This window comes from Streptococcus sp. Marseille-Q7087 (assembly GCF_965111935.1).
Genome location: NZ_CBCOPJ010000001.1, coordinates 1,078,010 through 1,101,441 on the forward strand (window position 1 = coordinate 1,078,010; position 23,432 = coordinate 1,101,441).

20 protein-coding genes and 2 tRNA genes are annotated in these 23,432 nt (G+C 39.8%); 1 reads left to right on the forward strand and 21 read right to left on the reverse strand.

Translation table 11 applies throughout. The features are described from left to right. Positions 1 to 106: 106 nt before the first annotated feature. On the reverse strand, positions 107 to 1,303 hold the full coding sequence (gene tuf, locus ACWPVF_RS05585) for an elongation factor Tu (RefSeq protein WP_004253262.1): 1,197 nt from the start codon (positions 1,301 to 1,303) through the stop codon (positions 107 to 109). Positions 1,304 to 1,503: 200 nt separating this feature from the next. Further along, the gene (locus ACWPVF_RS05590; RefSeq protein WP_045615089.1) at positions 1,504 to 2,595 is read right to left on the reverse strand and encodes an AI-2E family transporter; all 1,092 of its coding nucleotides are present in this window, start codon (positions 2,593 to 2,595) and stop codon (positions 1,504 to 1,506) included. A gap of 105 nt (positions 2,596 to 2,700) precedes the next feature. Between ACWPVF_RS05590 and pbp3 the strand changes: the two genes are divergently transcribed. Next, entirely contained in the window at positions 2,701 to 3,942 is a 1,242-nt protein-coding gene (pbp3, locus tag ACWPVF_RS05595; RefSeq protein WP_414307470.1) for a D-alanyl-D-alanine carboxypeptidase PBP3, read from the forward strand. A gap of 29 nt (positions 3,943 to 3,971) precedes the next feature. Here the strand turns inward: pbp3 and ACWPVF_RS05600 are convergent, their stop codons facing one another. From ACWPVF_RS05600 to parC, 19 genes are all read right to left on the reverse strand, one after another. Then, a complete protein-coding gene (locus ACWPVF_RS05600; protein ID WP_414307471.1) occupies positions 3,972 to 5,369 on the reverse strand; it encodes an APC family permease in 1,398 nt (465 codons plus the stop codon). A gap of 282 nt (positions 5,370 to 5,651) precedes the next feature. Further along, positions 5,652 to 7,064: a Fe-S cluster assembly protein SufB gene (gene sufB, locus ACWPVF_RS05605; RefSeq protein ID WP_414307472.1), complete on the reverse strand. Its 1,413-nt coding sequence runs from the start codon at positions 7,062 to 7,064 to the stop codon at positions 5,652 to 5,654. Positions 7,065 to 7,130: 66 nt separating this feature from the next. Beyond that, positions 7,131 to 7,562, reverse strand: coding sequence for a Fe-S cluster assembly sulfur transfer protein SufU (gene sufU, locus ACWPVF_RS05610; RefSeq protein WP_414307473.1), 432 nt, complete (start codon positions 7,560 to 7,562; stop codon positions 7,131 to 7,133). Then, positions 7,549 to 8,775 carry a cysteine desulfurase gene (locus ACWPVF_RS05615; RefSeq protein WP_414307474.1) on the reverse strand — a complete coding sequence of 409 codons (1,227 nt, stop codon included), beginning with the start codon at positions 8,773 to 8,775 and terminating at the stop codon, positions 7,549 to 7,551. Before ACWPVF_RS05615 ends, sufU begins: the two co-directional genes overlap by 14 nt. A 10-nt stretch (positions 8,776 to 8,785) precedes the next feature. Continuing rightward, complete coding sequence (gene sufD, locus ACWPVF_RS05620; protein WP_414307475.1) at positions 8,786 to 10,048, reverse strand: Fe-S cluster assembly protein SufD; 1,263 nt, start codon at positions 10,046 to 10,048, stop codon at positions 8,786 to 8,788. A gap of 27 nt (positions 10,049 to 10,075) precedes the next feature. Next, a complete protein-coding gene (sufC, locus tag ACWPVF_RS05625; RefSeq protein ID WP_414307476.1) occupies positions 10,076 to 10,846 on the reverse strand; it encodes a Fe-S cluster assembly ATPase SufC in 771 nt (256 codons plus the stop codon). Positions 10,847 to 10,999: 153 nt separating this feature from the next. Beyond that, positions 11,000 to 11,194 carry a DUF3272 family protein gene (locus tag ACWPVF_RS05630; protein WP_004253242.1) on the reverse strand — a complete coding sequence of 65 codons (195 nt, stop codon included), beginning with the start codon at positions 11,192 to 11,194 and terminating at the stop codon, positions 11,000 to 11,002. 22 nt (positions 11,195 to 11,216) lie between these two features. After that, positions 11,217 to 12,881, reverse strand: coding sequence for a DNA polymerase III subunit gamma/tau (dnaX, locus tag ACWPVF_RS05635; RefSeq protein ID WP_414307477.1), 1,665 nt, complete (start codon positions 12,879 to 12,881; stop codon positions 11,217 to 11,219). Beyond that, the gene (locus ACWPVF_RS05640) at positions 12,881 to 13,378 is read right to left on the reverse strand and encodes a GAF domain-containing protein (RefSeq protein WP_414307478.1); all 498 of its coding nucleotides are present in this window, start codon (positions 13,376 to 13,378) and stop codon (positions 12,881 to 12,883) included. The genes dnaX and ACWPVF_RS05640 overlap by 1 nt, the downstream gene beginning before the upstream one ends. 85 nt (positions 13,379 to 13,463) lie before the next feature. Then, entirely contained in the window at positions 13,464 to 14,666 is a 1,203-nt protein-coding gene (gene rpsA / locus ACWPVF_RS05645; RefSeq protein ID WP_004253232.1) for a 30S ribosomal protein S1, read from the reverse strand. A gap of 159 nt (positions 14,667 to 14,825) precedes the next feature. Further along, positions 14,826 to 14,897 (reverse strand) — tRNA-Gln (locus ACWPVF_RS05650). 9 nt (positions 14,898 to 14,906) lie between these two features. Next, positions 14,907 to 14,987 (reverse strand) — tRNA-Tyr (locus ACWPVF_RS05655). 49 nt (positions 14,988 to 15,036) lie between these two features. After that, a complete protein-coding gene (locus tag ACWPVF_RS05660) occupies positions 15,037 to 15,267 on the reverse strand; it encodes a DUF2969 domain-containing protein (protein ID WP_006154105.1) in 231 nt (76 codons plus the stop codon). A gap of 135 nt (positions 15,268 to 15,402) precedes the next feature. Then, complete coding sequence (gene pcp, locus ACWPVF_RS05665) at positions 15,403 to 16,047, reverse strand: pyroglutamyl-peptidase I (protein WP_414307479.1); 645 nt, start codon at positions 16,045 to 16,047, stop codon at positions 15,403 to 15,405. A 13-nt stretch (positions 16,048 to 16,060) separates the two neighbouring features. After that, a complete protein-coding gene (locus tag ACWPVF_RS05670) occupies positions 16,061 to 16,984 on the reverse strand; it encodes a DUF979 domain-containing protein (protein ID WP_414307480.1) in 924 nt (307 codons plus the stop codon). Then, complete coding sequence (locus tag ACWPVF_RS05675; RefSeq protein ID WP_414307481.1) at positions 16,981 to 17,670, reverse strand: 5-oxoproline transporter, DUF969 family subunit; 690 nt, start codon at positions 17,668 to 17,670, stop codon at positions 16,981 to 16,983. The genes ACWPVF_RS05670 and ACWPVF_RS05675 overlap by 4 nt, the downstream gene beginning before the upstream one ends. Positions 17,671 to 17,704: 34 nt before the next feature. Beyond that, the gene (locus tag ACWPVF_RS05680; RefSeq protein ID WP_454385148.1) at positions 17,705 to 19,672 is read right to left on the reverse strand and encodes a peptide ABC transporter substrate-binding protein; all 1,968 of its coding nucleotides are present in this window, start codon (positions 19,670 to 19,672) and stop codon (positions 17,705 to 17,707) included. A 21-nt stretch (positions 19,673 to 19,693) separates the two neighbouring features. Next, positions 19,694 to 20,716 carry a branched-chain amino acid aminotransferase gene (locus ACWPVF_RS05685; RefSeq protein WP_016465685.1) on the reverse strand — a complete coding sequence of 341 codons (1,023 nt, stop codon included), beginning with the start codon at positions 20,714 to 20,716 and terminating at the stop codon, positions 19,694 to 19,696. A gap of 124 nt (positions 20,717 to 20,840) precedes the next feature. Further along, positions 20,841 to 23,318 (reverse strand): DNA topoisomerase IV subunit A, encoded by a 2,478-nt coding sequence (gene parC / locus ACWPVF_RS05690; protein WP_414307483.1) that lies wholly within the window; start codon positions 23,316 to 23,318, stop codon positions 20,841 to 20,843. Positions 23,319 to 23,432 lie beyond the last annotated feature (114 nt).

The following is a 23,432-nucleotide window of genomic DNA, read 5'->3' on the forward strand; positions in this document are numbered from 1 at the left end:
AAAAAAGCTAGTCTAATACCTTCAAAATTACAAAAAAAGAACCTTGCTTAGCAAGATTCTTTTAGTGTCTGACTTAAATAATTGTTCTTCTGGGAACTAAATCGAATTAAGCTTCGATTTCTGTAACCATACCTGAACCAACAGTACGTCCACCCTCACGGATAGAGAATGTAGTACCTTGTTCTACGGCGATTGGGTGGATCAACTCAACGTCGATTGTCACGTTATCACCTGGCATTACCATTTCAGTACCTGCTGGAAGTTCGATTGAACCTGTAACGTCAGTAGTACGGAAGTAGAATTGTGGGCGGTAGTTGTTGAAGAATGGAGTGTGACGTCCACCTTCTTCTTTAGTAAGGATGTAAACTTCACCTTTGAATTTAGTGTGTGGGTTGATTGAACCTGGTTTAGCAATAACTTGTCCACGTTCGATTTCGTCACGTTGAACACCACGAAGAAGGACACCTACGTTATCTCCTGCAAGACCTTCGTCAAGTTGTTTACGGAACATTTCAACACCAGTAACAACTGCTTTTGAAGTTTCTTCTTTGATACCAACGATTTCGATTTCGTCGTTGACACGAACAGTACCACGGTCGATACGTCCTGAAGCAACTGTACCACGTCCAGTGATTGAGAATACGTCTTCGACTGGAAGAAGCAATGGTTTATCAGTGTCACGTTCTGGTTCTGGAATGTACTCATCAACAGTGTTCATCAATTCCATGATGATGTCTTCGTATTTAGAGTCACCTTCAAGAGCTTTAAGAGCTGAACCTTGGATAACTGGAAGATCGTCACCTGGGAAGTCGTATTCTGAAAGAAGGTCACGGATTTCCATTTCAACCAATTCAAGCAATTCTTCGTCGTCAACCAAGTCGATCTTGTTCATGAAGACGATAAGGTGTTTAACACCAACCTGACGTGAAAGAAGGATGTGCTCACGAGTTTGTGGCATTGGTCCGTCAGTTGAAGCTACTACAAGGATAGCTCCGTCCATTTGAGCGGCACCAGTGATCATGTTTTTAACGTAGTCCGCGTGTCCTGGAGCGTCGATGTGAGCGTAGTGACGTTTTTCAGTTTCGTACTCAACGTGCGCAGTGTTGATAGTGATACCGCGTTCGCGTTCTTCTGGAGCAGCATCGATAGACGCATAGTCTTTAGGTTGGTTAACTGCTGAAGGCAAGCGACGTGCCAAAACAGTTGTGATAGCTGCAGTTAGGGTAGTTTTACCGTGGTCAACGTGTCCGATAGTACCAATGTTAACGTGTGGTTTACTACGATCGTATTTTTCTTTTGCCATTTGAGTAAAAGCCTCCAATAAAATATATTTTATAGATAGACAGTAGGCAATACAGTCTAACTTTCCTTACTATTTTATCAAATTTTAGCTAAATTGCAAGTGTTTTACAAAGATTTTGTGAATTATTCTTATTCTTCTTCTCGGTACTCGATTTATTGATAAAAAAAGAAACAGATGAATCTGTTTCTTTTTGAAAATCTTTATTTTTCTTGTACTTCTTTATGTTTTTCATAAAGTCGAACTAGGAATTTGGATATTTCTTTGAGAATAGAGTAGGTAGGAACGGCAACAATCATACCAACGACACCATAGATATTACTTGATAGCAATAATAGGACGAGAATTGTAATCGGATGAACCTTCATGACACCACCCACAATTCGAGGGTATAGGATATTCCCATCTACTTGTTGGATAATCAGCATATAGATAACTGCTATTATCATCTTTTGAGGATCCGTAAACAGATTTGAAATAATCATCGGTATTAGTCCAATACTCGGTCCAACATAAGGAATCAAATTGGCTAAACCAGAGAAAATAGCAAAAACTAATGCATATTTCAAGCCAATCACACTATAGCCGATAAAGGCCAAACATCCAATAATAAACGCATCAATGGATACTCCACTTATGTAACGGGAAATAGTAGCATTCAAGTTTGTTATCAAACCAGATATATTGAGTTTGTCTCGTTTTAAAATAGTTCTTTCTAACATCGGCAAAAATTTATGCCCATCTAAAAGAAAATAAATCAAGAAAACTGGTGTCATAATGATAATTAAAACAGTGCTAACCAAAGCTGAAAGAACACTTCCAACACTGTTTGTTACACTATTTAAGATATTCTGTAAAATATCGATGTAAGAAAGATTTAATTGTCGGATTGTTTGTTGGACATCTAGCTCTTGGAAAGCAGGATATTTTGATAATTCTATTACTAAATCTTGAAGTCGACCATAAATACCTTGGCTAGAATTAATCAAACTACTCAACTGATTGATTAAAATCGGTAAAAGATATACTACACCTATCACCAGAGAACCAATGAGAACAAAAAGTGTCAACAAAATCCCGATAATTCGGTTGATTTTACACTCTTTCTCTAAAAAGATAACAATTGGGTTGGTTAGGTAATACAGAAATCCTCCTAATAAGAAGGGAATCATGATGGTATTTACGACACTTACAAATGGTGTAATAATAGCACCCATTTCTCTCCATAAGTAGAAAATAAGGGTTATTAATAATATCTCAGTGGTCCAGAAGAATAATTTATTTCTCCGAAACATAAGCCACCTCCTCTTTTTCCTATTTTACCATATTTCGAAAAAGATTGATAACCTACATTATAAAAACAAGATTATTTTTTGTCTTTATGATAGAATACAATTACTATGAAGAAATTATTTTTAACACTACTAACACTTATTTCATTTGGTTCTGCTACTACGGTTTTTGCCCAGGATTTTGATGTTGCTGCAAAACATGCCATTGCTGTTGAAGCTAATACTGGTAAGATTTTATATGAAAAAGAGGCAAATCAACCTGTTGAAATTGCCTCTATTAGTAAGCTACTTACTGTTTACCTAGTCTATGAAGCACTGGAACAAGGAAAAATCACTCTTTCCACTCCGGTAGAAATTTCAGATTACCCATATCAGCTCACAACCAACTCCGAAGCAAGTAACGTTCCTATGGAAGCTCGTAACTATACTGTTGAAGAGTTACTAGAAGCAACATTGGTATCTAGTGCCAATAGTGCAGCTATCGCCTTAGCAGAAAAGGTTGCTGGATCTGAAAAAGACTTTGTCGATCTGATGAAGGCTAAGCTTCTTGAATGGGGAATCCAAGATGCTACCCTAGTCAATACAACCGGCCTTAACAACGAAACCCTTGGTAACAACATCTACCCAGGTTCTAAAAAAGACGATGAAAATAAATTGAGCGCCTATGATGTGGCTGTCGTCGCTCGTAATCTTATCCTAAAGTATCCTCAGGTTTTAGAAATTACCAAGAAACCTTCTTCTACTTTTGCAGGTATGACAATTCATTCTACCAACTATATGTTAGAGGGGTTACCAGCCTATCGTGGTGGAATTGATGGACTCAAGACTGGAACAACTGATAAAGCAGGAGCATCCTTTGTCGGTACAACTGTTGAAAAAGGCATGCGTATCATTACTGTTGTCCTTAACGCTGACAACCAAGATAACAACCCTTATGCTCGTTTCACAGCAACTTCAGCTCTTTTAGATTATATCTCATCCAATTTTGCTCTTCAAACAATCGTCAATCAAGGGGAAAGCTACCAAGAAAGTAAAGCTCCAGTTTATGACGGAAAGCAAGATACTGTTACAGCAGTCGCTAAAGAAGATATAAAAATTGTCCAACGTCTCGGTAGTCGCGCACAGTCATCTATTACTTACACACCTGATAGTACTGAGCATGCTGCACCACTTGAGGCAGGCACAGTGGTTGGACATCTGACTTACGAAGACAAAGACTTAGTTGGTCAAGGTTATATTACCTCTGACAAACCACGCTTTGATATGGTTGCTGAAAAAAATGTTGAAAAAGCCTTTTTCTTGAAAGTTTGGTGGAATCGTTTCGTTCGATTTGTAAATGAAAAATTATAAAAAAATCGCGAGTAATCGCGATTTTTTCTTTATTCATTTTCGGCTACAGTCGAATGGTTATATCCATAAACAAAGTAAATAATAACTCCTATTAATAAAGCAAGGCCAAATGCCATCCATGTTTCAAGGGAATACTGAAGCATGAATGAGAGGCAAATCAAAATAGAAAAGATTGGTAAAAAAGGAACCAATGGTGTTTTAAATTCTCCCTCTTTGGGCATCCCCTTATCTTTTCTCAGTTTAATAATCCCATAGGCTAATAAAATAAGATAAGCCAAGGTACAGATATTGAGAAAGGCTGCAATACTTGCTAGTGGGAAAATTCCCGCTGCAATCGCTGAAACAATACCTGTTAAAATGGTTGCATTCTTAGGGACACGACTGGTCTTGGTTACTTGTTTGAAACTCTGAGGCAAGAGGCCATCACGAGCCAAGCTATAAATCATTCGTGACAAGGCATAGGTCATTGAAATACATACCGTAATCAAGGTAAAAATCGCAACGAGTGAAACATAATTAGCTGCCCAACCAATACCGATACTTCTCAGAGCAAAAGCCACTGCATCATCAACATTGAGCTTACTATAGTGAACAATACCAGTTAATATCAAGGTAACCATGGCATAAAGGATGGTTACGATCATCAAGGATAAGACAATTCCACGAGGGATGTTCTTTTGCGGTCGTTGAATTTCATCAACTGCCATAGAAATGGACTCAAAACCTAAGAATCCAAAGAACATGAGTGAAGCTCCAGCCATAATCCCTGTGCTTCCACCATAAATCTGACCAAAACCAAATGGAGCAAAATTCGACCAGTTCTCAGGTTTGATATACCAAATTCCAACTAAGATAAATAAGGCAAGAGCAGAAAATTTTAAAACAACAAGAATCGAATTAAAACGAAGAGCAGTTTTCGAATTCATGAGGACGACTGCAGTAACAAGCATAATCACTAAAATTGGCAAAAGATCAATATAAGTACCATGCTCAGGATTAAAAATTCCATTCAAGGCTTGGGGCAGAGAAATTCCATAATGACTAAGCAAACCTTTAAAGTAAGCAGCCCAACCTGAAGCGACACCAGAAACAGCTGTCATAAATTCCATAATGGTTAACCAACCAGCTATCCAGGCTGGGAATTCACCCAAAATTGCATATAAATAACTATAGGCTCCACCCGTTGCAGGAACACGAGAAGCAAATTCTGCAAAAAAGAGTGCAGATAAGGATACGCAGATAGCAGAAATTACAATCGATACCACAAGGGCAGGTCCTGCTAATGTTGCTGCAGCAGTTCCTGTAATCGTAAAAATACCTGTTCCCACCATAGCACCAATTCCCAAGAGAATTAAATCCCATAGTTTTAAATGGCGATGCATTTCTGTTTTACCTAGACTAACGTCTTTGGTTCTAAAAATATTCATCATTCATCTCCCAATTTATAAGATTGTATTATTTTATCATATATAAGTATTTTTGTGAATATTTATTAGCATTTATCATCAAAAAAACTGAGAGTGGGACAGAAATCGGTAATTCGTTAGAATACGATTTCGTCGTCCCACCTCCGCACAGTTGAGTAGGGCTGTAAAAGCTGATGAAATCAGCGTAGTAGAGCCCACTCAACCACTGCGTCTTGCTCGACAATCCAAAGACAATTGAGAGGCTAGGACTTTTGTCCCAGCCTCAGTTTCTGTTCATAAAGTTTATCCGACTGATCCTTCCATCTCGTAGCTAATCAAACGGTTAAGCTCAACTGCGTATTCCATTGGAAGTTCTTTAGTGAAGGGTTCGACAAATCCCATGACAATCATCTCAGTTGCTTCAGTCTCTGACAAACCACGACTCATGAGATAATAGAGTTGTTCTTCTGAAATCTTAGATACTTTGGCTTCGTGTTCCAAAGCTACTTGTGAGTTGTGAATTTCATTAAACGGAATAGTATCTGATGCTGACAAGTCATCCATGATAATGGTATCACACTCGATGTGAGAAACAGATTTCTTAGAGTTCTTGTTAAAGGTTACTTGTCCACGATAGTCAACCTTCCCTCCACCTTTGGCGATAGATTTTGAAACGATTGATGAACTTGTATGCGGTGCATTGTGGATCATCTTAGCACCAGTATCTTGGTGTTGCCCTGCATTAGCAAAGGCGATAGAAAGCATGGTACCACGCGCTCCTTCTCCATCAAGATATACAGATGGATATTTCATAGTTGTTTTGGCACCCAAGTTCCCATCAATCCACTCAACAGTCGCATCTTTTTGAGCCTTAGCGCGTTTTGTAACCAAGTTATAGACGTTATCAGACCAGTTTTGGATAGTCGTATAACGCATGTAAGCTCCATCCAAAGCAAAGATTTCTACAATAGCAGCATGTAAGCTATTGCTTGAATAAGTAGGTGCTGTACATCCTTCAACATAGTGGACACTTGCTCCCTCATCAACGATAATCAAGGTACGTTCAAACTGTCCTGTATTTTCGTTGTTGATACGGAAGTAGGTTTGAAGTGGAATATCCACTTTAACTCCTTTTGGTACATAGATAAAGGTTCCACCTGACCATACTGCTGAGTTGAGGGCAGCTAACTTGTTATCTGTCGGCGGTACTAACTTAGCAAAGTATTGTTTAAACAAATCTGGGTATTCCTTGAGGGCAGAATCTGTATCTGTAAAGATAATTCCTAACTTCTCAAATTCTTCCTTCATGTTATGGTAAACCACTTCTGACTCATACTGGGCAGAAGCTCCAGCTAGATAAGCACGCTCAGCTTCAGGAATCCCAATACGTTCAAAGGTTTCTTTGATTTTTTCAGGAACTTCATCCCAAGAACGAGCTGGTTTATCAGATGGTTTTTGGTAGTAAATCAAGTCATCAAAATCAATTTCTGACAAGTCTGCTCCCCATGTTTGCATGGGCATTTTTTTGAAGGTTTCATAAGACTTCAAACGGAATTCCAACATCCACTCAGGCTCACCCTTAGCAGCTGATAGTTCACGAATGACATCTTCATTCAATCCTTTTCCTGTCGATAGGACAGGCTCTACATCGTCATGGAAACCAAATTTATATTCACCAAGGTCAATTGGTTTTGGTTCTACTCTTTCTTCAGCCATAATATCCTTTCTTTCATTCTTCATTACTTATGATTAATAAAACAAAGAAACTTTGTCTTATTTGTTTTATTGGTCTTCAATTGTTTTTTTAAGGGCGTTCCAAGCTAGGGTTGCGCATTTGATTCGTTGAGGAAACTTGGCAACTCCTGATAAGAAAGCTGCATCTCCAAGTTGATCTTGACGCTCATCCTTTTGACCTTGAACCATTTCAGAAAAGATAGTTGCAAGCTCAAGGATTTCTTGCTTGGTCTTTCCTAAGACTGCATCTGTCATCATACTAGCAGAGGCAGTTGAAATCGTACAACCAGAGTTTAGAAAAGCAATATCTTCCAAACGATTATCTGCATTAAACTTAACAGAGAGATTAATCACATCACCACAGGTTGGATTGTTAAGACTGATTTGTTCAGCATCTTCTAGCTTCCCTTGGTGATGGGGATTTTTCGAATGGTCCGCCACCACTGCCATATAAAGGCTATCTAGTTTAGAAAGTGCCATTGAAAAACTCCTTTGTCTTTTGTAAAGCATCGACTAACTTGTCGCAATCTGCCTTGGTATTGTAGATATAAAAGCTTGCACGAGCTGTTGCTGGAACGTCCAAATACTGGAGCAAGGGTTGAGCGCAATGATGACCAGCGCGAACAGCCACTCCTTCATAATCAAGTGCTGTAGCTAAATCATGAGGATGAAGATCCCCTAGGTTAAAGGCAATGACACCTGAACGTTGAGCCAAATCTTGCGAACCGTAAATGGTCAATCCCTCAATTGCCTGCAATTTTGGAAAGACATATGCGATCAATTCCTGTTCATGAGCTTCAATGGCATCCATACCAAGATTTTCAAGATAATCTACTGCAGCAGCTAGTCCAATCGCACCTGCCATATTGGGAGTTCCGGCCTCGAATTTCCAAGGTAATTCTTTCCAACTAGCAGATTGCTCATATACGAAATCAATCATCTCGCCGCCAAACTCAATTGGTGACATTTGTTCCAGATACTTTTCTTTGCCATAAAGAACACCGATGCCTGTCGGACCAGCCATCTTGTGACCTGAGAAGACAAAGAAATCTACATCCAAGTCCTGGACATCAATCTTCATATGAGGTGTAGATTGAGCTCCATCCACCACCATAATAGCACCAACTTTATGAGCCATTTGCGTGATTTCTTTGATTGGATTAACTACTCCAAGAACGTTTGATGCATGGGCTAGCGAAACAAACTTAACCTTGTCCGTCAATTTAGCCCGAAGGTCATCCATATCAAGAGCTCCATCCTTGAGATAGACATAAACAAGCTCAGCTCCGGTCTTGCGACAAGCTTCCTGCCATGGGATAATATTGGAATGGTGTTCCATGATTGAAATCAAGACCTGGTCCCCCTCGGTCAAGACCTCCTCAGCGAAGCGCGCTACCCAGTTGAGACTAGTTGTGGTACCTCTGGTAAAGAGAACTTCCTTTGTCGACTTAGCATTAATGAATTTGCGAATGGTTTCACGAGAAGCTTCATAGGATGCTGTCGCACGCTCTGCCAAGGTATGAACACCACGGTGGACATTGGCATTATCCTGCTTATAGTAGCGATTAATGGCTTCTAGAACAGCTAGTGGTTTTTGTGTCGTCGCAGCATTGTCCAAATAAACCAGAGGTTCGTCATTGACAATCTGGTCTAAAATCGGAAAATCCTTGCGAATCACTTCTGCATCTAACATAGGCTTCCCCTTAGCGTTTTGACAATTTTTCTTCGATCGTCGCAATCATTTCATCACGAACTTCCTTGACAGGGATCTCAACGATAACAGATCCAAGGAAACCACGTACAACCAAGCGTTCCGCAGTCGCTTTATCCAAACCACGACTCATGAGGTAGTACATGTCTTCTGGATCAACTTGACCAATAGAAGCCGCGTGACCTGCAGTGACATCATTTTCATCAATCAAAAGAATTGGGTTAGCATCTGAACGCGCTTGGTCTGAAAGCATAAGAACTCGGCTCTCTTGTTGAGCGTCTGCTCCTTTGGCACCCTTGATGATGTGGCCAATACCATTGAAGGTCAAGGTTGCTTTTTCAAGGATAACGCCATGTTGAAGGATATTACCGATAGAGTTGCAACCATAGTTAGTCACTCGAGTATCAATCCCTTGAACCTGACGGCCACTTGAAAGTGCTACGACCTTGAGATCTGCATGGCTACCATTACCAATCAAGTCACTATCAAAGTCAGCAACAACATTTCCTTCGTTCATGACACCGATAGCCCAGTCAATACTTGCATCGTTGCCCAATTTACCACGGCGGCTAATGTAGGCTGTGACGTTCTCACCTAGACGGTCAATCGCCGCAAACTTCACTTGCGCGCCTGAACGAGCAATCACTTCTACTGTGATATTAGCAGTTGCTTTGGCACTACCTCCACCACGTGACTCCAAGCGTTCAAGGTAACTAATCTTACTGTTCTTACCAGCGATAATGAGGATATGCTTGTTAAATGGTACATCGCTATCGCTGTCTTGGTAGAAAATACCTTCAATTGGTTCTGTGATTTCTACGTTATCTGGAATGTAGAGAACAGCACCACTGTTAAAGTAAGCAGTGTGATAAGCTGCCAACTTGTCATCGTCGTACTTAACAGATGACATGAAAAATTCTTCTACGAGTTCTGGAATTTCTTCTAAAGCTGAATGGAAGTCTGTGAAGACCACTCCTTGTTCAGCCAACTCAACTGGAATTTGTTCGAAAACAGTTTGAGTTCCAACCTGCACCAATTTCAAGTGATTGTCTAAAGTAGTGAAATCAGGAACATTTGCTGACGGTTCACTTTCTGTAATAGTTCCATCACCAAGATTCCAACGGTGAAATTTTACACGCTCAATGACTGGCAATTCCAAACTCTCAATCTTATCAAACGCTTTTTGACGGAGGTCTGACAACCAGCTTGGTTCAGCGTGCATTTCTGAAAAAAGTTTAATAGTTTCTTTAGTCATTTACTTCTCCTAAAAGATACGAGGGAATTACAATTCTTCCTTGTAGTCATAGCCAAGTTCTTCAGCTAGTTTCGCGTATCCTTCACGTTCCAAGCGTGCAGCCAATTCTGGACCACCAGAAAGAACAACACGACCTTCCATCATCACGTGTACCACATCTGGTGTGATATAGTTCAAAAGACGTTGGTAGTGAGTAATGATCATAGCACCAAAACTTTCACCACGCATAGCATTCACACCTTTTGAGACAACTTTAAGGGCATCGATATCAAGACCTGAGTCAATCTCATCAAGAAGGGCAAAAGTTGGTTCCAACATCAAGAGTTGTAGAATTTCATTACGTTTTTTCTCACCACCAGAGAAACCTTCGTTAAGGTAACGCTCTGCCATTTCTTCTTTCATGTTGAGCAATTCCATTTTTTCGTCTAACTTAGTGATAAATTCACGAACTGAAATCTTCTCATCATCTTCTTTACCAGCATTCATAGCTGCACGAAGAAACTCAGCATTTGTAATCCCAGGAATTTCTGATGGATATTGCATGGCAAGGAAAAGTCCCATACGCGCACGCTCATCCACTTCCAATTTAAGGATGTTTACACCGTCAAACAAGACTTCCCCTTTAGTGACTTCATAGTTCGGGTTTCCCATAATTGCAGCTGAAAGAGTAGACTTACCTGTACCATTTGGTCCCATGATAGCTGCAATTTCCCCTGTTTTAAGAGTCAGATTGACCCCTTTTAAAATTTCTTTTCCTTCAATTTCAACGTGAAGATCTTTGATCTCTAATACTGACATGATTGTTCCTTTCTTTTCATCCTTTTTACTGTATTTACCTGAAACTTAACCTTTTTAAATCCCTAGAAAATACGGTAAAATGTCAATAAATATACCTTTATAGTATAACAAAAAAAAGCCTAAAAGGCTTTGATTTTGTCTAGAAGCTAGGAGCTACTTCTTCCCTTGAAAATGATCATCTATAGCGCTCACAATTTTACCCATGATATAGCTCACGCGAAAATTTCTCAGGATCAAAATAGCCCAAAGTAAGGCCACGATATACCGTTGCTCCATGATGGATTCATTAAAGAAATAAGTCTCAGCAGCAGTAAATAAGGCCATGATAATGAATTGTTGTCTGTTCATAGTCTTTTACCACAACTTCCTATTAGTCTTCTGCTATGGTCACTTTATCTGCTAAAAATTCAAAGCCTTGAGGAAGTATGGACTCTTCGGGTTCTTCCTTATTGACCTGTTCTTGAGAACCTTTAGCTCTGCTTGAAAATGCAGCTCGAACTTCCTTCCATTCTTCCATAGAAATAGCAAGAATCTCTGGAGAAAATCCAGCAGCACGACTAAGAATATTGCCAAACATGGTGTTAAGATTGTCTCGTTTCATGGTTTGACCAGCATTGAAATTCGATTCAAAAGCCAAAATCGCATGGTGTTCATTAGCAGCAACTGGTTGAGAACCAGCCAAGAGTGCCTTATCTGGTCCTGATAAGCTTTCGATGACTTCTCCCCAAGCATTCTGAAGACGGATTAAGTTTTGACGGGCTAAGTCTGGATTTTCTACTGCTTCTTGAAGAATAGACTGCACCTTATTTCGGTCTACACGATAGATGGACTTACTGTTCGTCGGACGACTTGGTGTAGAAACAGTTTGTTTGGAATTAGAACCAACATTGGCAAGAGCTTGTTTCAAAAGTGCAACTTCTTCTCGAAGAGAAGACAGTTCCTCAGTCACTTCACCTGAAAGTTCTGGTTGGGTATCAATTTCTGCTAAACGAATGGTCATCATTTCAGCATAAATCTTAGGCTGTAGGCTAGCCTTAATATCAGCTAGACTTTTAGTAGCAAGACTAATCATCTCAAACAAGACATCCTGCGGAAGTTCTAAGTTTCTCTCAAATACATCACTATGGTGAGTATTTTCTCCACCTGCTTGAACAATTAAGATATCACGTAGGTATTGTAGTAAATCGACTACAAAACGTGTCATACTCTTCCCATTCTCAAAGATTAAGTCCAGATTTTCTAAGGCAGCTGTTACATCCTTTTGAGCTAAAGCAGCTACGTAATGATCCAAAGCACTTAAACTAATGGTACCCGTAATTTCTTCTGAAACAGCTGTTGTAAGAGTAGTTTCTTGTGTTAAGCTTAATGCTTGGTCTAGAATTGACAAGGCATCCCGCATCCCGCCTTCAGCTCGTCGAGCAATAATTTCAACAGCTTCTGTTTCGTAATCAATCCCTTCCTTTTCCAAAATCTGGAAGATATGATCACGAATATCCTGAGTCTTAATAGACTTAAACTCGAAGCGTTGAACACGAGACAAGATAGTAGAAGGAATTTTATGCAACTCTGTCGTTGCCAGAATAAAAACGACATTTGGAGTAGGTTCTTCCAGTGTTTTCAAAAGTGCGTTAAAGGCACCTGTTGAAAGCATATGGACCTCGTCAATGATATAGACCTTATACTGAGCTATACTTGGAGCATAGGTTGATTTATCACGGATATCACGAATTTCATCAACCCCATTATTAGAAGCAGCATCCATTTCGATAACGTCTTCTAAACTTCCTTCCGTTACAGCTTGACAGATATAACAGTTATTACAAGGTTCTCCCCCTACTTGATTGGGGCAGTTCATAGCCTTGGCAAATATTTTGGCTACACTGGTTTTACCAGTTCCACGAGGCCCTGAAAATAGGTAGGCGTGACTAATCTTATCCTGCTCCACAGCCTGTTTAAGTGTTCGAGCAATAACATCCTGGCCCACTAACTGTGAAAAATTTTGACTTCTATATTTTCGATAAAGCGCCTGATACATTATGCTTTCTCCTCAAACATTGAAAATTTCCATTCTGTCTTATCTAGTAAAATGGACACAAACTCTTCTAAATAGCGTTGATCAATTTCATCATAATCATCTACATGAGATGAGTCCAAATCTAATACACCCAGAAGCTGTCCATTTTTTACCATCGGAAGTACGATCTCGCTACGAGCACTACTATCACAAGAAATATAATTTGGATAGGTCTTTACATCTCCAACAATGACCGTTTGACGGCTAGCCGCAGACTCTCCACATACTCCTTTTCCAAGTGGGATTCTAACACATGAAACTCCACCTTGAAAAGGCCCTAAAATAAGCTCATTTCCGTCATATAAATAGAAACCTGCAAAGACAGTACGAGGAAAGTTCATTTTTAAGAGAGCACTGGCATTTGATAGATTAGCCAACACATTGGTCTCACCTTCTAAAAATCCAGTGAGCTGAGCATTGACCATTTGATAAATTGATTCTTTTTCGGAATATAACATAAAACCATTATATCAAAAAATACTAGTTGAAAAAAGAAAAATCCCTTGTTTTAACAACAAAGGATTTGTAATTAAATCTGATTGATTAAAGTTCGATGTCTCCGAACAAGTCAGCCATTGAGAATCCAGTTTGTGTTTCTGGAAGTTCAAAGTCACGTTTTTCTTGACGTTTTGGACGACGTGGACGTGGAGCACGTTTTTCTTCGTTTTGTCCTTCTTCTTGAGCTGGACGTTCTTCAAGAGCCTTGATAGAAAGTGAAACGCGTTCTGCGTCAGCGTTAACATCAAGAACTTTAACAGTAACTTCTTGACCAACTGTAAGAGCTTCTTTTGGATTTTCAATACGTTTGTGTGAAATTTGTGATACGTGAACAAGTCCATCGATACCTGGCAATACTTCAACAAATGCACCGAAGTCAGTCAAACGTTTAACTGTTCCTTCTACAACGTCACCTTTAGCCAATTTTTGCTCAACGCCATCCCATGGTCCAGGTGTTGTTGCTTTAAGTGAAAGTGATACACGTCCTTCTTCTTCGTTAAGATCAAGGATTTTCACTTCAACTTCTTCACCAACAGTTACAACTGATTTAGGTGAAACGTTACGTTCGTGTGACAATTCAGTCAAGTGAACCAATCCATCAACACCACCAAGGTCGATGAAAGCACCGAAGCTTGTGATACGAGCAACTTTACCAGTTACTACATCACCAGCAGCCAATTTACCGAAAACTTCTGCACGAGCTGCTGCAGTAGCTGCTTCTACAACTTCACGACGTGAAAGGATGAAGCGGTTTTCTTTAGGGTCAACTTCTTTGATTTTAGCTTCAAATTCTTGACCTACAAAACGCTCAGTGTTACGTACGAAACGAGTATCCAACATTGAAGCTGGGATAAATCCACGCAAACCTTCAAATTCTACTGAAAGTCCACCTTTAACAGCGCGAGTTCCTTTAACTGTAACAACTTCTTCTTCGCGTCCTACAAGTTTGTCCCATGCTTTGCGAGCTTCAAGGCGTTTTTTAGATACAAGGTATGTTACTGTATCAGTATCTTTACCAACTACTTGACGAAGTACAAGAACGTCAAATACTTCACCTACTTTTACAAAGTCATTGATATCTGCATCGCGATCGTTTGTCAATTCGCGAAGAGTCAAGACACCTTCAACACCAGTTCCTGAGATTGCAACGTTAGCTTGATTAGCATCAACTGTCAATACTTCAGCACTAACAACATCACCAGGTTCAACTTGGCTAACGCTATTTAGCAAATCTTCAAATTCGTTCATCTAAAAAATCCTCCAACGATCAAGTTTTTTCAACTTGACATACTTATAATTTTTTTCCTAAGCACCCGCAACGACATGAATATCTCGAACGTCCTTCAATTATAAAAATAAAATACCCTAAGATATTTTTCTTTTTATCTTGAATTTATTACCTAGAAACTGGGGTAGCTGGATTCGAACCAACGCATGAGGGAGTCAAAGTCCCTTGCCTTACCGCTTGGCTATACCCCAAAAGTGAAATGGAGAGAGAGGGATTCGAACCCCCGAACCCGAAGGAGCGGATTTACAGTCCGCCGCGTTTAGCCTCTTCGCTATCTCTCCGATAATGAACAAAATCTATTATATCATGAAAAATTGCAAAAAACAAGCACTATTTTGCTAAATTATAGTTTTCAATCAATATTTCCACAGCTTTTTCAAGATTTTTGTAAAAACTATCGACATTTCCATTCTTTATAATAGCAAATTGGTTATCTAGTTCGGCAATTTCACCAATCAATTTTTTGCCAATCGTTAATGTATAACCATCATAGTTATCTTTTCCAACTACTACTTTAGCATCTGACAACTGAATCTCAATTTTTTTATCTTTTTTACTCATACGATACCTCTTTTCACTTTTTTCTATTTTACAAGAAATTCCCCAATCTCGCAAGAAAAAACTCTCTACCAAGCTATTCTTGGTAAAGAGTTCCTTGAATCGTCTAGAGAAATTTTTTCCTTGAATTTTAGTCAATTAATGGGTTGCTCCACCAACTATTTTCAAGTCCTTATCTTTGTAGTCCACGATAGCACCAATCGCAGCTTCAATTCCTTTGACGATATCAGCTAAATTCATAGATGCAGTATTCGGTTTGTTTATCACCTGTTCTGTCATATAAGGAATATGCATAAATCCTGCTCTCATATTCAGAAACTTTTTATCCGCTAAATAGAGAGCCTGATACATCAAATGGTTGCAAACAAAGGTTCCAGCTGTATTGGATACTGTAGCTGGCAGCCCTACCTCTTTTATGGCTTGTACCATTGCTTTGATAGGGAGGGTGCTAAAATAGGCAGCTTCTCCATCTAGGCGAATAGGTGTATCAATCGGCTGATTTCCATCGTTATCTGGAATTCTAGCATCATCTTGGTTGATGGCAACTCGTTCAGGAGTTAAACTAGCTCTACCTCCTGCTTGTCCGATGCAGAGTACCACATCTGGTTGATAACGGACAATTTCTGTTTCTAAAACCTCTGCTGATTGATAAAAGACTGTTGGAATCTCTACCCAGCGTATCTCCGCTCCATGAATTACAGACGGCAATGATTTAACTGCTTCCAGAGCTGGATTGACCTTTTCACCACCGAAAGGATCAAAACCTGTAACTAATATTTTCATTTTATTTCCTTTGCTAAAACGCCAAATAGTACATTAAAAATACATGTAGGATTATCATGATAACAGCCACTCCTACTTGCGCTTTGATAACGCCATTTGGATCTTTCATCTCCAAAAGTGCTGCCGGTAATGCATTAAAGTTAGCAGCCATTGGAGTCAGTAAGGTCCCACAGCAACCTGCTGTCATTGCAAGTGCAGCGGCTACGATTGGATCAGCTCCCAAGGTAAATACAAAGGGAACACCAATTCCAGCAGTAATGACTGTGAAAGCCGCAAAGACATTCCCCATTATCATGGAAAATAGAACCATCCCAAGGACATAAGCTACCACTCCCATAAAACGACTACCAGAAGGTACTAGACCGCTTATCAAATGCGAAATCAAGTCTCCCACTCCTGCTACGGTAAAAATCGCACCCAAAGCTCCTAAAAGCTGAGGAACAATCCCACTGGTTGAAACTTGTTGGACCATGCGATTGTTTTCTGCTAATAAGCTCTTAGGAGAACTCTTAGTAATCAAAAGGAGAGACAGGGTTGCAAAAAATGCTGCAAGACTGATAGCAATCTTACTAAACTCAGGAATTACTTTTGCTAATACTAAAGCAATCAAAGCCATTAACATGACTGGGATAAAAATTTTATTCTTTAATCGTTTGGCTTCAATATTTGCCTTGACTTCATCAAGTGACGGCAAGGTCCCTATACGAACCTGTTTAAAAAGAGTCAGTAGGGCCAATAACACTACAATAACACCAATCAAGATCGATGGTAAATAGGAACCACCAATAAAACTGATTCCCAATAAAGCCCAAAACCCAGCTGTTCCAAAGCGAACTGGGTTTGTTTTATCTTTATAGCTACAATAAGCCGTATGAAGGAATTGACAACCAATCACAATATAGGTCAACTCTAATAACTGTCTTGCTAGATTGGTCATTCTTCTTTCCCTTTACTAAGCTTATTAGCTAGCAGTTTTTTATCAAACAAGTAATTGTAAATCCCTACTACAAGAAGGGCAACTCCTGCAATAATAAGTGAAGCCGAAGCGATGCCTGCATAATTACTTTCGTAACCTAATTGGTCCAGAGTGCCCCCAACTAAGAGGACACCACCTGCACCAACGAAAGTATTCTGAGCAAAGAAATTTGCAAAATTATCATTTGCTGCTGCACGCGCTTTTAGCGCTTCGCTCTCCTGCTCCGTTAATTTTCTACCTAATTGTGACTCCGCTGCTGCTTGTCCCATGGGTTGAACCAAAGGCCTTACAAACTGCGGATGTCCTCCTAGACGAATGGCAAAGAAACCATCGAGTTCCCGAAAAAAGAAATACACTGTATAAAAACTTCCTACAGTCAGTCCTTTAATCTTTTGAATCAAGTCAATCGAACGTTGCTTGAGCCCAAAAGTTTCAGATAAACCTACCAGTGGCAAAGTCACTATAAAAATCGTCAGAACTCGTTGATTACTAAATTCTTTTCCCAAAATTTCCAAGAACTCAACAAGAGAAACTCCAGAAACTAGAGCTGTAACTAAACTAGCTAAGACTACCGTTGCAATGGTATCTAATTTATAGATAAAACCAATCACAATGATAACTATTCCTATTAGTTTAATCCATTCCATATAGGCCCCTTTATTCCAAAAATTCTAGTCTGTTTTATTTGACATGACTTTCTAGCTCTTTTTGGTATTTACCGTTTGATTCCAATTTTTCTTTTTGCCATTTTTCAAGAGCTGCTTGATATTCTTTAGCAGATACAATCTCTTTTTGCAATTTCATTCCCTTGAAGATATATGGATCACCCTTGATACCTACTTGTGAGTAAGGTTTAGAGAATGGAACAACGTTGCTGACAACTGGTGAACCACCTGATGAAGCTGTTGGCATCAAGAGAGAGCTATCAGTGAGCCATGCTTGCGCTTTGGCATATTTTTCATATCTCTTGTCCAAGTCATTTGTCTCAGAAACTGCATCATCCAAGAGTTTCTTATATTCATCCAAACCAAGTTGAGCTACTACTTCCTTGTCTTTACCTTTCGTAATACCAAGGTGTTTCATAGCAGAACCAGTTTTAGGATCCATGATATTTAGATAACTTGCTGGGTCTTGATAGCTTGGAGCCCAACCAGTGCTATTCAAGTCATAGTCTTTCTGAGCAGGAACACGTGCTTGAGATGTAATACTTTCCTTCTCGTTATCAGTCATCTGAAGAACATCGATAACGACATTTTCAGAACCAAGAGTTGACTCGATTGATTGTTTAAAGGAATTGCTTTGTTGAACAGCAATTGTATCTGTTTGTTCAACTGGGACATCCAAATGAATTGGGAAAGTCACACCTTTTGCTTCCAATTCTTTCTTAGCTTTCTCAAACGAAGCTTTGGCTTTATCAGGATTGTAGATGGTATCTTTTCCATCTACAAGCTCAACGCCTTTCCATTGGTCACCGTAGTTAACCAATTCTGCTTGAGCGATGTCACCAAAGTTTTTACCACCAGATTGGACAAAGTTATCTGGAACTAGACTATTACGAATAATCTTGTCCGCACCATCTTCACCATTAAGTTGTGCGGCATAAGAATGACGGTTGAAGGCAAAGTTGATTGCTTGACGGAAATCCTTGTTCAACATTGCTTCTTTTGTGGAAGTTTTTTGTTCTTCACTTGTTTTTGCTGTCTTATTGTATGATTGACGGTTTACGTTAAACGTGAAGTAATAACTAGTTGAATCCTGTGGACTGTAGGTGATTTTGTCTCCGTATTGTTCTAAAGTAGAAGCAAAGTTGGAGCTACTTGGGAAGATACGAGCTGTTGTATAAACACCTGAAGAGAAACTACGGATCAATGATTCTTGGTCTGACCCATCATAGTAGGTCAATTTAACCTTCTCGATTTTAACTTTCTCTTTATCCCAATAATTTGGATTCTTTTCGTATTCGATTAACGATTTTGAAGTCAATGTCTTCAAGATATACGGACCGTTATAAAGGATACCAGATGGGCTGACAGCTCCGTAGTTCTTACCAGAAGCTTTGAGGAATTCTTCGTTTACCGGCAACATAGTTGCTGAAGTCACTTTTGAATTCCAGAAACTTTCAGGTGCATTAAGAGTGTACTGGACTGTGTAATCGTCCAACGCCTTAACTCCAACTGTTGAGAAGTCATTAGTCTCACCAGTCATATATTCATTCAAGCCCTTGATGGAGTTTTGAATAAGAGTGACACCGTCTGATTTACCATCTGCAACGTGTTTCAATCCTGTAACAAAGTCATGCGCAGTTACTTCAGCGTATTCTTCACCCTCTGAAGTATACCATTTAACCCCTTTTCGAAGTTTATAAGTATAAGTCAAACCGTCTTGTGAGACGCTCCAATCCTCAGCTAGAGATGGAACCAAATTTCCGTATTCGTCATTTTCCAACAAACCATCAACGACGTTACCGATGATATCCGTTGTTGAAGTACGAGTTGCGATACTGTAGTCCAAAGATGATGGGTCTACTCCATAGACGTAAGAGAAGGTAGTAGGTGCGTCTGCTTCCTTGTCAGCTTTACCACAAGCCACAAGAAGAACTGCTGTACTCAGGACAACTCCTGCTGTTAACATCCACTTTTTCGTTTTCATAAAGATCTCCTTTAATAATGTTTAATCTACTTTTACAATCCAGCCTTCTGGTGCTTCAATGTCACCAAATTGGATACCTGTCAATTCATCGTATAGTTTACGAGTCACTGGACCAACCTCTGTTTCACTGTAGAAAACATGGAAGTCATCACCGTGTTGGATTCCCCCAATAGGTGAAATTACGGCTGCAGTACCACAGGCACCTGCTTCTACAAATCGATCCAGACTATCAATTGGCACATCCCCCTCAACAGGTTTCAAGCCCAAACGATGCTCTGCCAAGTAAAGTAATGAGTACTTGGTAATGGATGGCAAGATTGATGGACTCAATGGGGTTACAAACTCATTGTCAGCTGTAATCCCAAAGAAGTTTGCTGAACCGACTTCTTCAATCTTGGTGTGGGTTGAGGGATCTAGATAAATAACATCTGAGAAATGACGGGATTTAGCCATTTTTCCTGGTAAAAGACTGGCTGCATAGTTACCACCGACCTTAGCAGCCCCTGTTCCATTTGGTGCAGCACGGTCATACTCATCTTGAATCAAGAAGTTTGTTGGAACCAATCCACCCTTAAAGTAATTTCCAACTGGCATCGCAAAGATGGTAAAGATATACTCCTCTGCTGGTTTTACACCAATGATATCTCCGACACCAATCAAGAGTGGACGGAGGTAGAGGGTTCCACCAGTTCCATAAGGTGGTACGTATTCTTCATTGGCACGAACAACTGCTTTACATGCTTCTACAAACATTTCTGTTGGAACTTGAGGCATCAAAAGGCGATCACAAGTACGTTGTAGACGTTTAGCATTTTCATCTGGACGGAAGAGTTGTACGCTACCATCCTTTGTACGATAGGCTTTCAATCCTTCAAATGCTTGCTGTCCATAGTGAAGACTTGGAGATGATTCTGAAATATGCAAGGTTGCATCTTCTGTTAATTCCCCTTGTGTCCATTGTCCATCTTTAAAATAAGCGATATAACGATAAGGTAGTTTCATATAGGAAAAACCGAGATTTTCCCAATCAATCGTAACTGTCATGATAATCTCCTTTATTCTAATCAGGCTTTGTGTTCTATTCTACACTATTCTCCTAAAAATTCAAGTATTATTTGTAATTTTCTGAAAATTTTGCTCATAAAAAATCAGTCCATAGGACTGATTTCTAATTTTCTTTGTCTTCTCTAAAGATTTCTTTAAGGTAGGCATCGAAAACTTCCTCGTCTGAAATAGTATCTGAGATAAAGCTTCCATTACTTGTACGCTCTGATAGATTCAAATCTTGTAGGATTGCTTCGTAAATCGTTCCATTATTTGATTGAATGACAAGAGTTTGTTCGCCATCTTCTACTTCTGTACTAAAGAGATCTCCGATAAATCCTTGTTCTGAGACTGCTCCAGCCAGGAAGACACGATGTGGCTTGTTCTTCAATTCTCTAAGAACTTGAAGACCACGCTTAGCACGACTGGTTGCTGGAATTTCCTCTGTTGAAACACGTTTCAAACTTCCACGTTGCGTTAACAGATAGAAGGATGAAGTATTGCAGATAAAGGCAGATTGAAGTTCATCATCTGCTTTCAGATTCATAGCTTTGACCCCTGCAGCCTTAGATCCAACAACTGGAACTTCTTCGATATTAAATCTAAGGGCATAACCATTTTTACTAATCAATAAAACGTCATCAAGCTTGATTGGTGCAACAGCTACAACCTGGTCACTATCGTCTTTCAACTTAGCGAACTTAACAGATTTAGAACGGTAGGTTCTCCATGGAGAAAATTCTTTACGTTCAACACGTTTGATTTGTCCAAGGCGAGTCGCTGCAAAGTAGGTTGTCGCATCCTCAAACTGATCCACAACTTCAACATAGAGCACTTCTTCATTGGTTTCAAAGTTTGTAATTGTTTGACTCAAGTGCTCCCCGATATCCTTCCAACGAATATCTGCTAATTCATGGACTGGTCGGTAAATGACATTTCCAAGCGTTGTAAAGATTAAGAGATGCTGAGTGGTTTTAACTGATTGGACAAATAGCAAACGGTCATCATCTCGTTTCCCAATTTCTTCTATGGTCGAAGCTGCGAAAGAACGAGGACTAGTACGCTTGATGTAACCTGCCTTAGTCACGCTGACGTAAGTATCTTCTTCAGCGATTAGACTAGCTGTATCAATCTCGATAATTTTTGCTGTATCTTCTAAAGTACTCAAACGTGGAGTCGCAAATTTCTTCTTGACCTCACGGAGTTCTTTCTTCATGAGATTGTACATAGTTCGTTCGTCACCGATGATAGCCGCAAGCATAGCAATCTTCTCACGAAGTTCTGCTTCTTCTTCCTGCAATACAACCACGTCTGTATTAGTTAAACGATAAAGTTGCAAGGTAACAATAGCTTCAGCCTGTTCTTCGGTAAATTCATAGCTGACCTTGAGATTTTCCTTGGCATCAGCCTTATTCTCAGAAGCACGGATAAGGGCAATGACTTCATCCAAAATCGAGATAACGCGAATCAAACCTTCCACGATATGGAGACGTTTTTCAGCCTTTTCCTTGTCAAAGCTAGAACGCGCCAAGATGACTTCACGACGGTGGGCGATATAACTAGACAAGATTGGCACAATCCCAACCTGACGAGGTGTGAAATTGTCAATCGCCACCATGTTGAAGTTGTAGTTGATTTGCAAGTCAGTGTATTTGAAAAGGTAGTTGAGAACAAGTTCCGTGTTCGCATCTTTTTTGAGTTCTATAGCGATGCGAAGACCATCACGGTCAGACTCATCACGAACCTCAGCGATACCTGACACCTTGTTATTGACACGGACTTCATCGATTTTCTTGACCAAGTTAGCCTTATTGATTTCATAAGGAATCTCAGTAATAACGATTTGTTCCTTACCACCTTTAAGATTCTCAATTTCTGTCTTAGAACGAACAACCACGCGCCCTTTACCAGTTTCATAGGCCTTTTTGATTTCATCACGACCTTGGATAATGGCACCAGTAGGGAAATCTGGCCCAGGCAAGAATTCCATGAGCTTTTCAACCTTAGCAGTTGGGTGATCAATCATATAGACTGTCGCATCGATAACCTCTGCCAAATTATGCGGTGGAATATCTGTGGCATAACCAGCTGAAATACCTGTTGAACCATTGACTAAAAGGTTTGGAAAGGCTGCTGGTAAGACAGTTGGCTCTTTCTCAGTATCGTCAAAGTTCCAAGCAAAGGGAACTGTCTTTTTATCGATATCTTGAAGAAGGTAGCCTGCAATCTCTGATAAACGAGCTTCCGTATAACGCATAGCCGCAGGTGGATCTCCGTCCATTGAACCGTTGTTTCCGTGCATTTCAACTAGAATCTCACGGTTTTTCCAGTCCTGAGACATACGGACCATGGCGTCATAGATCGAAGAATCCCCGTGTGGGTGAAAATTACCCATGATGTTCCCGACAGACTTGGCCGACTTACGGTAGCTCTTGTCAAAAGTATTGCCATCCTTATTCATAGAATAAAGAATACGACGTTGAACCGGCTTCAATCCATCCCGAATGTCTGGCAAAGCCCGGTCTTGAATGATGTACTTGGAGTAGCGACCAAAGCGCTCTCCCATGATGTCCTCAAGGGACATATTTTGGATATTAGTCATATAGGATACAAAGCCCGTGAAATACAAAGTGAAAATAGGAAATTCTTGCAGTGAGCGATGCTCACAAGAGAATTTATCTTTTTCACACAGTATTTAGGGCGTGTTCAACTCCTT